The 13,143-nt window shown below is 63.0% G+C and carries 16 protein-coding genes; 5 read left to right on the top strand and 11 right to left on the bottom strand.

Annotated elements, in window-relative coordinates:
• Positions 1-32: 32 nt before the first annotated feature.
• Positions 33-1,229, bottom strand: a complete 1,197-nt coding sequence (locus ACFQ6Y_RS24265) for an Ig-like domain-containing protein (RefSeq protein WP_378638080.1) — start codon at positions 1,227-1,229, stop codon at positions 33-35.
• 32 nt (positions 1,230-1,261) lie between these two features.
• Positions 1,262-2,305 (bottom strand): UDP-N-acetylmuramate dehydrogenase, encoded by a 1,044-nt coding sequence (locus ACFQ6Y_RS24260; RefSeq protein WP_378638076.1) that lies wholly within the window; start codon positions 2,303-2,305, stop codon positions 1,262-1,264.
• Positions 2,306-2,379: 74 nt separating this feature from the next.
• On the opposite strand from ACFQ6Y_RS24260, the gene ACFQ6Y_RS24255 reads away from it, so the two are divergent.
• The 3 genes from ACFQ6Y_RS24255 (at position 2,380) to ACFQ6Y_RS24245 (ending at position 4,250) form a co-directional block, all read left to right on the top strand.
• Complete coding sequence (locus ACFQ6Y_RS24255; RefSeq protein WP_378638071.1) at positions 2,380-2,877, top strand: DUF2505 domain-containing protein; 498 nt, start codon at positions 2,380-2,382, stop codon at positions 2,875-2,877.
• A gap of 76 nt (positions 2,878-2,953) precedes the next feature.
• Positions 2,954-3,454 carry a DUF2505 domain-containing protein gene (locus ACFQ6Y_RS24250; RefSeq protein WP_378537494.1) on the top strand — a complete coding sequence of 167 codons (501 nt, stop codon included), beginning with the start codon at positions 2,954-2,956 and terminating at the stop codon, positions 3,452-3,454.
• 7 nt (positions 3,455-3,461) lie between these two features.
• On the top strand, positions 3,462-4,250 hold the full coding sequence (locus ACFQ6Y_RS24245) for a class I SAM-dependent methyltransferase (protein ID WP_378549167.1): 789 nt from the start codon (positions 3,462-3,464) through the stop codon (positions 4,248-4,250).
• 70 nt (positions 4,251-4,320) lie between these two features.
• Here the strand turns inward: ACFQ6Y_RS24245 and ACFQ6Y_RS24240 are convergent, their stop codons facing one another.
• The 3 genes from ACFQ6Y_RS24240 to ACFQ6Y_RS24230 all read right to left on the bottom strand — a co-directional run bounded on the left by ACFQ6Y_RS24240 (position 4,321) and on the right by ACFQ6Y_RS24230 (position 6,188).
• Positions 4,321-5,046 carry an Ig-like domain-containing protein gene (locus ACFQ6Y_RS24240; protein WP_378638066.1) on the bottom strand — a complete coding sequence of 242 codons (726 nt, stop codon included), beginning with the start codon at positions 5,044-5,046 and terminating at the stop codon, positions 4,321-4,323.
• A gap of 31 nt (positions 5,047-5,077) precedes the next feature.
• Positions 5,078-5,410 carry an Ig-like domain-containing protein gene (locus ACFQ6Y_RS24235; RefSeq protein WP_378638062.1) on the bottom strand — a complete coding sequence of 111 codons (333 nt, stop codon included), beginning with the start codon at positions 5,408-5,410 and terminating at the stop codon, positions 5,078-5,080.
• Positions 5,411-5,609: 199 nt separating this feature from the next.
• Entirely contained in the window at positions 5,610-6,188 is a 579-nt protein-coding gene (locus tag ACFQ6Y_RS24230; protein ID WP_378537489.1) for a hypothetical protein, read from the bottom strand.
• 127 nt (positions 6,189-6,315) lie between these two features.
• On the opposite strand from ACFQ6Y_RS24230, the gene ACFQ6Y_RS24225 reads away from it, so the two are divergent.
• Complete coding sequence (locus ACFQ6Y_RS24225) at positions 6,316-7,086, top strand: DUF2993 domain-containing protein (RefSeq protein WP_378447101.1); 771 nt, start codon at positions 6,316-6,318, stop codon at positions 7,084-7,086.
• On the opposite strand, the gene deoC is transcribed toward ACFQ6Y_RS24225, so the two are convergent.
• Positions 7,083-7,748, bottom strand: a complete 666-nt coding sequence (gene deoC / locus ACFQ6Y_RS24220) for a deoxyribose-phosphate aldolase (protein WP_378537485.1) — start codon at positions 7,746-7,748, stop codon at positions 7,083-7,085. The two genes, ACFQ6Y_RS24225 and deoC, sit on opposite strands and share 4 nt — an antisense overlap.
• Before the next feature lie 64 nt (positions 7,749-7,812).
• Between deoC and purU the strand changes: the two genes are divergently transcribed.
• Positions 7,813-8,700: a formyltetrahydrofolate deformylase gene (gene purU, locus ACFQ6Y_RS24215; RefSeq protein ID WP_003941509.1), complete on the top strand. Its 888-nt coding sequence runs from the start codon at positions 7,813-7,815 to the stop codon at positions 8,698-8,700.
• 12 nt (positions 8,701-8,712) lie between these two features.
• Here purU and ACFQ6Y_RS24210 read toward each other — a convergent pair whose 3' ends face one another.
• The 5 genes from ACFQ6Y_RS24210 to ACFQ6Y_RS24190 all read right to left on the bottom strand — a co-directional run bounded on the left by ACFQ6Y_RS24210 (position 8,713) and on the right by ACFQ6Y_RS24190 (position 12,995).
• Positions 8,713-9,744: an alpha/beta fold hydrolase gene (locus tag ACFQ6Y_RS24210; RefSeq protein WP_021333908.1), complete on the bottom strand. Its 1,032-nt coding sequence runs from the start codon at positions 9,742-9,744 to the stop codon at positions 8,713-8,715.
• A gap of 145 nt (positions 9,745-9,889) precedes the next feature.
• On the bottom strand, positions 9,890-10,189 hold the full coding sequence (locus tag ACFQ6Y_RS24205; RefSeq protein WP_378638057.1) for a DUF2516 family protein: 300 nt from the start codon (positions 10,187-10,189) through the stop codon (positions 9,890-9,892).
• Between the two features lie 95 nt (positions 10,190-10,284).
• Entirely contained in the window at positions 10,285-11,112 is an 828-nt protein-coding gene (locus tag ACFQ6Y_RS24200) for a heparin-binding hemagglutinin (protein WP_378447100.1), read from the bottom strand.
• Positions 11,105-11,611, bottom strand: a complete 507-nt coding sequence (locus tag ACFQ6Y_RS24195) for a helix-turn-helix domain-containing protein (protein ID WP_230816898.1) — start codon at positions 11,609-11,611, stop codon at positions 11,105-11,107. Before ACFQ6Y_RS24195 ends, ACFQ6Y_RS24200 begins: the two co-directional genes overlap by 8 nt.
• 103 nt (positions 11,612-11,714) lie before the next feature.
• A complete protein-coding gene (locus ACFQ6Y_RS24190) occupies positions 11,715-12,995 on the bottom strand; it encodes a DUF445 domain-containing protein (protein ID WP_020968906.1) in 1,281 nt (426 codons plus the stop codon).
• Between the last annotated feature and the right edge of the window lie 148 nt (positions 12,996-13,143).

Genomic DNA, 13,143 nt, shown 5'->3' with positions numbered 1-13,143 from the left:
CCAGATTGCTCGGTTCACAGCAACAAATCGGTTTACGGCAGTGCGGACATCGACTTCCAGGTCGGCAGATCGATCGCCCAGTCGTAGATGTCGCCGTCCGCAGGAGACAGGTCGATCGACGTGCCGGTCACCTCGACGGGGTCACCGTAGAGGGCCGTTCCGAAGTACTCCTGCGCGTCGGACGTCGACAGGTTGATGCAACCGTTCGTGACGTTCGACGAGCCCTGCACCCCGGTGGTTTCAGGATTGGCGTGGATGAATTCGCCGTTGTTGGAGATGCGCACCGCCCAACGCTCGCGCACGTTCTCGTAGAACGGCGGGTTGGACATCATGAAGTCTTCGTACTTCTCGGTCACCATGTGAATGCCACTGCGCGTGACGTTTCGGGGTTCGTTGCCCTCGCCGTAGCTGACGGGAATGTCCATGATCGTCTGGCCGTCGCGCACCACCTGCATGCGGTGGCTCGGTGCATTCGCCTTCACGATCTGGCTGCGACCGATCGTGAAATCGAGGGTGAGATCCTGGTCGCCGTAGGCGCCACCGCCGTAGTTCAAACCGTAGAGCTTGGCATCCAGATGGACAGCCGTTCCTGGCACCCAGTAATCGGCCGGGCGCCAATGAGCCCGAGATCCGCCGTTGTCGTCAGCCAGCCAAGCCCACGATCCGGCGGTGGGAGGCACGGTGGTCACGACAAGCGCTTTCTCGACGGCCGCCTTGTCGACTACAGAGTTGTCGAACTGCACGGTGATCGGTGCCGCGATGCCAACTTCCTGGCCGTCGGCGATGTTGAGGGTGGCGCCGGTGGTCGACTCCGGGGCAACCGTCGTAAAGCTCCCTTGGACCGGCACGGATTTACCGTCGGTTCCGGTTGCCGAGCCCGACCACGAATACGTGGTGCCGTAGCCGAGTGCCTCACTGACGGCGAACGATGTCTTGTCGGGCGACAGTTGTCCGGCGACGGCTTTACCGGCCGCGTTGCTGAGGTTGACGTCGGACAGCGTTCCCTGGGTCACTGCTACCGAGACGGGGGCGACCGGGCTGACATCTTTGGTACCGGGCGCCGGCGTCGACACCACGGTCGCCACCGGTGCTGGTTCGGCGGCCGCCGCGCCGCCCTGTCCGTCCTTGCCGCCGATCGTGCAGCCGACGACGGCCACCATCACAGCGAGCAATACAGCTACCAACGCAACAAGACGCGAACGACTTCTCCGACCACCCAGCTCATGCACTTCAACAGGCTACCTGCGGGCTCTGTCAGGAATCAGACGGTGCAGCCCACAGTTACCGGTTCCGGTTCCAGGCGGACGCCGAACGCGGCCTCGACCCCGTCGCGCACTGCCCGCGCGAGCGAGACCACATCCGCACTCGTTGCGGACCCTCTGTTGGTCAACGCCAAGGTGTGTTTGGTCGACAGCCTGGCCGGTGCATCTTCGCCGGGGTAACCCTTCGAGAATCCGGCCCGTTCGATCAACCATCCGGCCGAGAGCTTCGTCCCACCACTGCCGGAGAACTGCGGCACGGTGACGTCGCCGAGCTGTTCGGCGATGGCTGCGAGCACGGCAGGCAGCTTGTCGCCCGGCACCACGGGGTTGGTGAAGAACGAACCCGCGCTCCAGGTGTCGTGATCGTACGGATCGAGGACCATCGCCTTGCCTGTCCGAAGTCCCAGAACTGCCTCACGGACCTGCGACGCAGGCAACCGCGCGCCTTCTTCTGCTCCCAGCGCGGTGAACAGTTCGCGGTACGCGAGCGGGGCGCTCAATCCGTCGGTCGACGCGTCGAATTCGACGGCGAGAACCAGTGCTGCGTCCGAATGCTTGAGGACGCTCGACCGGTAACCCAATTCGAGTTTCGACGGTTCGACCCACGACACTTCGCCATTGCGCCGGTCGAGCAATTGAACTCGCCGGAGTCGCGAGCCCACCTCGACGCCGTACGCGCCGACGTTCTGTACCGGCGTCGCACCCGTGGAGCCCGGAATCCCGGAGAGACACTCGAGGCCACCCAACTCCGCGGCGACGGATTGGCCGACTACTTCGTCCCACACCGCACCCGCTTCGGCAACGACGCGGTCCGTGTCGAGGCTCACGGTGGTGTTGGCCACACGAACGACAACTCCGTCGAATCCCTCGTCGGAAATCACGAGATTCGATCCGCCGGCGAGAATCAGCGTCGGGATCTGCTCGCGATCGAGCAGCGTCACGACGTCGATCAACGACTGCGTCGTCGGGCATTCTGCGAGCAGCCGCGCCGGTCCCCCGATTCGCAGCGTCGTCAATCCTGACAAGTCAACGTTCTCGGACACGAAAGCGCCTGATTCCACGACGCGTCTGCCAATGGTTACGTCCCACACATCGATAAACGGTAGCCTCCACAATCGTGAGCCGTCGCATCGAGCATTCGTCGAAGTACACAGTCCCCGCCGAGAAGGTCCATGAGGCGGTGACCTCCGAGCAGTACTGGCGCGACCGAATCGTCGCTGTCGGTGGTCCCGGCGCAACGATCGAAGAGCTGACCGTCCGCGACGAGACCGTTGCGGCCACGATGTCGCAGATCATTGCCGCCGAGCACCTCCCGAGCATGGTGTCGAAGGTCGTCAACGGCGACATCGTCATCAAGCGCAGTGAAACGATGGCCCCGTTCAAGGACGGCAGGGCTACCGGAACCTTCTCCGCCCACGTCGACGGTGTTCCCGCCCGTATCGAGGGCACCCAGGTTCTGACTGGTGACGAGGACTCCGCCACTCTCGAGGTCGACGGTGAGGTCGAGGTCAAGATCCCGTTCCTCGGCGGAAAGATCGAGAGCGCGATAGTCGACGAGGTTGTCCGACTCATCCAGGCTGAACAGGACTTCACCCGGGAGTGGATCGCGAAGTAAAACCCTGCGGGCGGCGACAGTTGTGGATACGGCCAATTTGGCTTGTCACAGCGGGTAACAGGTATTCTTTCCGATCATGGCTCGCCGCATCGACTACTCCGCCCGCTATCAGCACTCCCCCGAGCAGGTCTACGCGGCGCTGGCGGACCGCTCGTACTGGGAGGCCCGCGTCGAGGAGATGCGCAAGCACTCCGAGAACCATGTGGAACATTTCGAGGTCACCGATACCGGAATCGATCTCGTGCTCCACCACATTCTTCCGCGCACCGATTTGCCAGACATTGCTCAGACGGTGATGAAGAAGGATCTTGTCATCACTCGCAAGGAGTCCTACGGCGCCTTCGGTGACACCGTGACCGGAACGTATGAGGCTTCGATCCCCGCCGGGCCGGGAAGTCTGTCCGGAACCATGGAGTTGTTCGCTACCGATACCGGGTCCACACTGCGAACCACGTCCGAGGCCAAGGTATTCATCCCGTTCATCGGCGCGAAGTTGGAACAGCTCATGCTGATCAACCTCGTAGATCTGTTCCGCACCGAGGCACAGGTCACCGCGACCTGGCTCGCCGCTCGCTGAAGCCGGCGTGAAGAAGGCTCCACCCCCGAAGATCGAGGGGGTCATCACCCGTGGCACGACGGGGATCAACAGACTGCGACGAAGTGACCGGTGGATTGTCCACAACCGCACGATCGCGCACGCCCTGAACAACGCAGCCGATCCGTTGATAGTCGACCTCGGCTACGGGGCGAGGCCGGATACCACCTTCGAGATGGCAAGCCGCCTCACCGCTGTCCGGCGGGACCGACGCGTCATCGGACTCGAGATCGACCCCGCCCGCGTGGTCGAGAGTCGTGACGGTGTCAGCTTCGCCCGCGGTGGATTCGAACTGGCCGGTCTCACACCCGTCTTCGTACGCGCCTTCAACGTGCTCCGGCAGTACCCGGAGGAGGCTGTGGACTCTGCGTGGTCACACATTCAGTCCGGTCTCGCACCGGGCGGACTGTTACTCGACGGCACCTGCGACGAACTCGGGAGACGTTGCGCCTGGGTACTTCTCGACGCCGATCGTCCGCTGACGCTGACATTGGCTTGGGACCCCTTCGACATCGAGCGACCGTCCGACATCGCGGAACGACTGCCGAAGGCTCTCATCCATCGCAATGTTCCGGGCGAGCCGATCCATGCGTTGCTGAGCGCTGCCGATCGAGCCTGGGCCACCGCTGCGCCCCACGCCTCGTTCGGCCCTCGCCACCGGTGGGCCGCCGCCTTGGAAATTCTTCGGGCACAGGGAATTCCCGTCCAACCCGCGCGTCGACGTCTTCGTGACTGCATCTTGACCGTGCCCTGGCACGTCGTAGCGCCGAATCCCTGAACTCACAGACGGGAAACGCCCCGCCGCGGAGGTGTTCTCCGCGGCGAGGCGTCTTTGTGCCGGCGTCGGGCTAGGACCCGAAGGTGTTTTCCAGGCTTCCCAGCGAACCGGTCGAACTGCCGCCGTTGCCGGGATCGCCGCCGTCAGACTCTGCCGTGACCTTGACGGTGACTACAGCCTGGGTCTCGGAACCGAGGTAGCCGTCAGTTCCGCTGAACACCGCGGTGATTCGACGATCGCCGAGTTCGGTGAAAGTATGTGAGAGCGTGGCCTTGCCGTTCACCACGGTAACCGATCCACCGATCGGGGTGGCTCCATCCATGAACTGGACCGTTCCTGCGCTGAGCGTAGGTACAACTGCCGCAACAAGATCGGCCTTCGCGCCATTGACCGCTGATGCCGGGACGCTCACGGTGATGGACATTTCCTGATCCTCCGCGGCCGGAGCCGGAACCGAAACCGCCCGCGCGGCCGAGGTAGAGGTGAGGAATCCTGTGGCACCCGAGTAGACGGCCGTGATGTCATGCGTGCCGACGCTCGCGAACTCGTGCATGATCGACGCCTTGCCGTCGACGACCGACACCGGCGAGCCGAGATTGCCCGAGCCGTCCTTGAACTGCACCGTGCCGCCTACGGGAGTCGGCGTGACGGCTACGGAGAGACCAACTGCCGTACCGGTTTTCGCATTCGCCGGAACGGTCAAGGTCGTTTGGGTCTGCTGGTCGGTGGGAGCCGGCGCCTTGACGTTCACGGGAATCGGTGAGCCCAGATCCCTGCCGCCTTGCTTGAACTGCACGGTTCCGCCTGCAGCACCGGTCGAGACGGAGTCAGTGAACGACTACCGGAGCGACCGTCAACGCATGCGGCGCGGACGTCGAGGCCTGGTACACACCGGAACCGGAGTACACCGCCACCGCACTTGCGGGACCGGTGATCGTGGTGGCAGTGCTCTTGTCGTCTTCGGAGACGACGACGTCGACAGCCGAAGACGTCGAGGTCGATACCTTCGCATTGCCGAGATATTTGGCCGTCACGCTGTGCGTTCGGACGTCGGCCGGTGTCCAGGCAAGTGTTGCAGCACCATTGGCGAGCGTGCCCGCACCGATCCTGGTGGCGCCGTCGAAGAACTCGACCGAATCACCGTCGGCACCACCGGTCACTGCCGCCTTCAGCTCAACGGACTGCCCTACCTTTACAGCGCACAATCCGCACCAACGCGATACTGGAACTCGAACGTCTTCACGTCGCCGCCCCACATCGGCCATTCCGTAAGTCCCGCACTCATCTCTGATATGGGCGTCATATTCGATTTGGGACGTGATGCCAGAAGCTCGCAGAAGTATAAAAATTCAATCTCGATTACAGGCTTGCGGCGAGCGCCAACTCCACTCGAACAGCAACATCCACACTCGCGTTCTCACACGAGAGATACAACTCGTGCGCATCGAGTCGACCGATCGCCACCGCATCGGCGACTACTTCGTTGAGTAGGACTTGGGAAATTCCACCGGAAGCGAGGTCGTGCACGGTGCGCAAAGGCGTGGTGATGCGGATGGGCCCGATCTGTTCACACTCGTCGTCCGCGAGCGGCAGTCGATGCAGTGCGACCTGGCGGGTCGGCGCCGCGAGAGGATGCGCAACGGAGAGATGAATGAAACGAGGTTGCAGGTGCCCGAGGCCATGCAGATCTGCGGCACTGTAGTGCGAGACGGTGGCGCTACCGGCGAACCACGTGCACCACTTCGCAAACTCGTCCAAGGCAGTATGTCTGACGCGTTCGAGGCGAAAAAGTCCGCGACACTCACACGTCCAAGCTCCGGATTCCGTCATCTCGTCCATCAGGGCCAGACCGAAACCCAGTTCGGATGCCTGGAGAGCCGTGACAAATCCACACTGTCGTAGCGCCAGCAGCTCGAGTGACTCGTAGTCCGAAGCCATGACCACCTCCGGTGACCGTCGAAAACGCCGTTTCGAACAGACTACGGGCGACTGTGTCGCGCATCACAGGAATGAGGAAGTGCGTATTCACAGAGTTCGTTCAGACTCGTCGGGAAGAATCTGGCGAATGACTGTCGCAGCGAACAACCCTCGTCCGCGCAACCGAGTGCTCATCATCCTTCTCGTGGTGATCGCCGTACTCGTCGCGGCACTCGTCGGTGGAGAACTGTACGTACGCAACCAGGTGAAGACCTGCATGGCCGACCAGTTCCAGAGCGAACTGGGATCCCAGGTCGATGTCGGGTTGAGCTGGAAGCCAGTACTCCTGCAGGCAGTCGACAAGAAGGTGCCGTACATCAGCATCGACAGTGACGACTCGTCGTTCGGCCCCGCAACGGGAATGCAGGTTCACGCGAAGGTGAACGACATCAACCTGCAGCCCTCGGCGGGTAACAGCGGCACCATCGGCAGCTCCAGCGCCGACGTCAACTGGTCTACCGCAGGCATTCTCGCCACCTTGCAGGAACAGACCTTCGGCGGGCTCGTCTCCGGCGTCACCGCCGACTCGAGCGCCGGAACACTCGCGTTCGACGTCGGACCGGTCGGGCTCGCGAAGCTCACGGTCAAGCCCACCGTCACCAACGGTGTGGTCGACGTCCAGACCGTCGGCGCCGAGATTCTCGGATTGGGTCTGCCGACCGACCTGGTCGACGGCATCGTCCAGACACTCACCGACAGCCTGCAGACGTACCCGCTGGACATGAAGCCCACCAAGCTGACCGTCACCGACGACGCTATCGAGATCTCGCTCGAGGGTGGCGCCTACGCCATGCCCGTCGCCGACGCGAACAACCAGAACACCTCGGCGGTGCCGGACAGCTGCGGCCTGCTGACCTAGTCGGCCAGTCCGTCCAGTACTGCTCGGGTTCCGGACAATCCGAGGCGGGTGGCACCGGCCGCGATCATGTCGAGTGCTGCCTGCGTCGTACGTATTCCGCCACTGGCCTTGACTCCCACGCCCGGGCCGACCGTCTGCGCCATCAGTGCGACGGCCTCGACCGTCGCTCCGCCCGCGGGGTGGAAGCCGGTGGAGGTCTTGACGAAGTTCGCCCCGGCACGCACAGCTGCGCGGCAACATTCGACGATGGCCTCATCGGACAGCGCTGCGGTTTCGAGGATCACCTTGAGGATCGCACTCTCCCCCATCGCCTCGCGGACGGTGAGGATGTCTGCCAACACCGCGCTGTAGTCGCCGGCGACCGCCGCTCCTACGTCGATTACCATGTCGATCTCGGCTGCGCCTTGATCGACGGCCAGTCGCGCTTCAGCGCCCTTGACCAGTGAATGATGCTTCCCCGACGGGAATCCGACGACGGCCGCCGTCACCAGTCCGTCGGCGCGAATCGGCAACATCGACGGCGAGACGCAGACCGCGAGCACACCGAGGCTGCGTGCTTCGTCGATCAAGGCGGTGACATCGGCCGCGGTGGCTTCGGGTTTGAGCAGAGTGTGGTCCACCATCGCGGCAACCTGGGAACGAGTGAGTGCAGCTTCAGACATGGTGGAAAGCTTGGCACACCACCACGCGACCGTCGCCGCAGCCGCACCTGAGAGACTAGGCCGCATGACCGCTGCACCTTCGATCGACGATCGTCGCTATGTTCTGTCCCTCGGCTGCCCCGACACCACGGGCATCGTCGCACGCATCTCGACCTTTCTCACCGACGTCGGTGGATGGATCGTGGAAGCTGCGTATCACGCCGATGCCGACACCGGCTGGTTCTTCACGCGGCAGGCGGTCCGTGCGTCTTCGGTGAGCATGAGCATCGACGAGCTTCGTGAACGGTTCAAAGCTGTTGCAGCCGAGATCGGTCCGGAAACCGAGTGGACCCTTCACGACTCGGGTGCTCCCAAGAAGATCGTGCTGCTCGTGAGCAAGGAAGGCCACTGCTTGCATGACCTCCTGGGCCGCGCTGCGGGCGGGGAACTCCCGGCTGAAATCAGCGCCGTCATCGGCAATCACGAGGATCTGCGCAGTGTCACCGAGCGCCACGGGATCGACTTTCACCACGTTCCGTTCGCCAAGGACCCGGCCGAACGGGGACCGTCCTTCGAGAAGGTCCGCGCCCTGGTCGACGCTCACAACCCCGACGCCGTTGTTCTTGCACGCTTCATGCAGGTGCTGCCCGAATCACTGTGCGAGCACTGGGCCGGCCGCGCGATCAACATCCACCACAGCTTCTTGCCGTCGTTCATCGGCGCCCGCCCCTATCACCAGGCGTTCGCGCGCGGCGTGAAACTGATCGGCGCCACCTGCCACTATGTCACCGCCGAACTCGACGCAGGCCCGATCATCGAGCAGGACGTGATCCGCGTCGACCATGCCGACGATGTCGCCGACATGGTCCGTCAGGGTCGAGACATCGAAAAGCTCGTACTCTCACGCGGACTGCGCTGGCACCTCGAGGATCGTGTTCTGGTCCACGGGCGCAAGACGGTTGTCTTCAGCTAGAGCAGCGTTGCGCTAGAGGTTGCGCAATCGCACGATTTCCTTGTCGAACTCGTCGATGTTCTCGATCGACGACATATGCCCGACGCCCGGCAACACGATCAACCGTTCGAGGTTGCCGGCGTCGTCGAGGACCTGCGCAAGCTTGCGCGCATGGACCGGCGGAGTGAGCCGATCAAGCGAGCCGACGAGCACGGTGGTCGGCACTTCGAGATTGTCGAGTCCCTCGTGAATGTCCAGGGTGCTCAGCGCTGCTCCCCAACCGCCACGGATGCGGGGCTTGCACTCGCGAACGATGTTCTCGCAGAACTGAATCTCGGCCTTGGTCGCGTTCGGTGACATCGAGACGTATTGGATCGCCTTCGTCATCGCGCCCGAGGAGACGAACGGAACGGGCGAGCTGAGGATGGCGCGGCCCACCGGGACCGGCACCCGAGGAAAACGATTGGGCAGTGGGATGACCGTGGTCTCCGCGATCAACCTTTCACTCGCGGTGCTCGCGAGCATGACCGCCGATGCGTACTTCTTGACCTCGTCGGGGTGGCGACCAGCCCAGGCGATGATGCTCATCCCGCCCATGCTGTGACCGACGATGACGGCCTTCTTGTCCTCGCGAACCGTGGCCGCCAGCACGGCAGAGAGGTCGTCGGCAAGGACATCCGGGCCGAGAGGAAGATTGCCCACGGTGCTGCGGCCGTGACCGCGCTGGTCGTAGGTGATGACGCGATATTCGCCGGCCAGCGCATTGACCTGCGGGTACCAGAATTCGGTGGAGCACGTCCAGCCATGACTGAGAACGATCGGATCGCCGTCGACGGGACCGTAAGCTCGGACATTGATGATCGCACCGTCGTCGGTGGTCAGTTCGCTGATGTCAGCTTTGAGCGTCGGAGTCTTCAGGAGTGCATTGGGCTCGACGTCACTCGAGAGGGTCAACCCACGCGTGGATCGCCGATGCCGGATCCCCGCGACAGCCGCGACGAGTGCTCCCACTCCGACGGCGCCTGCCAGTACTCGAAGCTCTGTGGTGCGCGAACGACTGGACATGCATTTACCCCTGACTGCTGCTGACGACAGACGGACGCAATCTATGTGTGACTGCCGTTAACCGACACTATCACTCGAACAACGCCTGTTGTCAGCGTTGGAGCGAAGAGTGGGGCAGCACACGATGAGCGGGAACCGCAGCACACTACCAGCGAGAACCGCCGCGCTGAATGTCGTCGACCCGAGGTCGTACGTCGACGAGGTACACGCACACTGCCACCACCGCGATCAGTCCCGGTATGTCAACCGGGAGGAAATAGAGCAGTGCCAATCCGGAGGCAATCAAGATTCCGAGCCAGATGGGTTTCGTCAACTTGTTGACTGCCGTGAATGCGTCCGGTCGCTGCCTCACGACGTGCACGATTGCAAATACTGCTCCAGCCAGCGCAACAAGTTGCAGAGCACGGAATATCAGTTCGACTATGCCATCCACAGCTACGACCACAACTACATCCTAAGTTCTCATCCGGTTCCCGACGAACACGAAGGCTCCCACACTCGGCTGAGCGCGGGAGCCTTCGTCAGGTGGGGCTGGGCAAATCAGGCCTTCTTGGCCGGAGCAGCCTTCTTGGCCGGAGCCGGCGCGGTGGCCTTGGCCGGTGCAGCCTTCGCGGGAGCAGCCTTGGCCGGAGCGGCCTTCTTGGCGGCGGTGGTTGCGCGCTCCTGGACGTCGGAAGCAGCAGCGGTCACGCGAGCGGCAGCTTCCTTGGAAGCCTCGTCAGCCTGGTCACCGAGGTCGAGGACCTTCAGTGCGGCCTCGTCGCCTGCGTCGGCAATCTTCTCGCCGGCGTCAGAGATCTTCTCGCCGACCTCTTCTGCGGTGTCGGAGATGCGTCCGGCAGCGCGGCCGGCCAGCTTGGCAGCCTGCTCGCCCACGGCGCGCGTCTGACGAGCAACGGTTCCGAGTGCGTCTTCGGTCAGCTCGACGGCGTCGCCGAGTGCCGACTCTGCAGCAGCGATGCCCTCTTCGACTGCGGGCTGCTTGCGGATGCGCTCGACTGCGTCTTCGCCGCGCTCTGCGAGGGAGTTGTACAGATCGCCGGCAACCTTGAGGTATGCCTCGGCGACCTTGCGGAGCTCCTCGGGTGCGAACTTCTCGCGCAGCTCGGCGAGCTCTTCGGGCAGCTCGGACGGCAGGCCGGCGAGACGCTCACGCAGTGCCTCGACGCTCTCGGCGACGTCACCCTGGACGGAAGCGAGCTTCTCGCGGGCACCGTCGACACGGCCGTTGACGTCACCCTGGGTGTTCTCGGCGCGTTCACGAACCTGAGCAACAACGTCGGCTACGGCCTGGACGACGAGGTCGCCTGCACCGACGGCGGCGTAGAGCGAGGTCTTGACGCTGTCGATGGCGTTCTTGTCAGTCATCTTTTTCTCCTAGTGAAGTCTCGGTGTCTGGAATTGCGGCCGATTCAGCAAAATCGGGCGCTGCGGCTGGTCTGGACGACTCGTTCTCGCGACAGAACGAGTCGTAGATTTCGAGCAGTACTTGCTTCTGCCGTTCGTTGATGGCCGTCTCGGCCAACACCGCGTCCCTGATGGGACTGTGCGGGCGTTGTTCGAGATATCCCGCTTGGACGTACAGGACTTCCGAGGAGACTCGAAGGCCCTTGGCAATTTGCGCCAGTACGTCTGCCGACGGTTTGCGCAATCCGCGTTCGATCTGACTCAGATACGGATTGCTGACGCCGGCGAGTTGAGCAAGTTGGCGCATCGAAACTTGGGCGGCTTCCCGCTGTGCACGAATGAACCCCCCGATGTCGTGTGCCGCAGAGCTGACGACGCGAGCTGCCAAGTCGCTTGCTCCGGCTGCGGCACCGGATGATTCACGATCTCCGTCATCGGAGTTCGTCGACTTCGCTGGCATTGCGTCCTCCCTTTCCAGTGGACATTTCCCAGGATAGGAGAGGGTGCTAACTATTGCAAGCACTACTGCTAGCACTCGTGGTGGACGTCACATACCGGACAGTTCAGCCGAAGATGAGCGTCGAGATCGTATAGATCAGCAGACCGGCGATCGACCCGACGACGGTGCCGTTGATACGGATGAACTGAAGGTCTCGACCGACCTGCAACTCGATCTTCTGGCTCGCTTCGTCGGCGTCCCACCGCTCGACGGTGTCACTGATGACTCCAGTGATCTCGTCGGTGTAGTTCTCCGCGATGTACTTGGTGCCCTGCACCAGCCAGCCGTCGACCTTCTCACGCATGGACTCGTCGTCACGCAGCCTGACTCCGAAGCCGGCGACGTTCTCGGCGACCTTGGTCCGCAGGGTGCTGTTCGGATCGTCGACGGACTCCATGATGAGCCGCTTGGCAACCTGCCATGTCGACGACGCCAGACCCGTCACTTCCTCGCGACCCATGATCTCGGCCTTGATCCCCTCGGCCTTCTTGATGGTCTCCGGGTCGTTCTGCAGATCATCGGCGAAGTCGATCAGGAAGCGGTTGGCGGCGAGGCGTACCTCGTGTTCGGGGTTGGAACGGACCTTCCAGGTGAACTCGACGAGTTCCTTGTATATCTTCTCCCCCAGCATGGCGTCGACGAACTTCGGCGACCACGCGGGCGAATCGCGAACGATCACACGATCGATCGTCTCCTGGCTGCCGAGCGCCCACTGATGTGCCCGCTCGGCAAGCAATTCGATGATCGGCAGTTGCTTGTTGTCCTTGAGAAGTTCACCGAGCACTCGGCCGATCGGCGGTCCCCACATGGGCTCGGCCAGACGCTTCACGATCGTGTTGTCGATGATCTGGGCGATGTCCTCGTCGCGAAGAACCTCGACCATGCCGCGCAAGACCGTCGACGTCTCGGCGGCGACGCGAGCGGCGTTGGCAGGTTCGGCCATCCACGTACCGAGGCGGAGCGGAATCTGCGCCTGCTGCACCTTGGCCGACACAACTTCGGGAGCCAGGAAGTTTTGACCGACGAATGAGCTCAGGCTGGCTCCGAGCTGGTCTTTCTTACGCTTGATGATGGCAGTGTGCGGGATGGGAAGGCCCATCGGATGACGGAAGAGCGCGGTGACGGCAAACCAGTCGGCAAGCGCGCCGACCATGCCTGCCTCGGACGCGGCCCGGACGTACCCGACCCACTCTCCGGCGCCGCGGGATTCCTGCCACCGGCAGAAGATGTAGACCACCGTCGCGAAGCCCAGAAGGCCAGTAGCGAAGACCTTCATCTTGCGAAGGTCCCGACGCTTGGCGGCGTCGTCGAAGGCGGAGAGGCTCAGTTGCTGCACCCTCGCCATTGTGCCGAAAGGTGTGACGCGGCGTAGCGCGAGCGACACGAAGTCCGATTCTGCAGGACCTAATCCCCCGAACTGCGGATGTGAGTGCCCGAGATAAAGGCGCGGACATTAAGCTGGACCGGAAAGTAGACCGATCGGACGTGGCTCG

The organism is Rhodococcus sp. NPDC056516 (assembly GCF_042794655.1).
GTDB lineage: Bacteria > Actinomycetota > Actinomycetes > Mycobacteriales > Mycobacteriaceae > Rhodococcus_F.
This window is presented reverse-complemented; position numbering and strand designations above follow the sequence as displayed.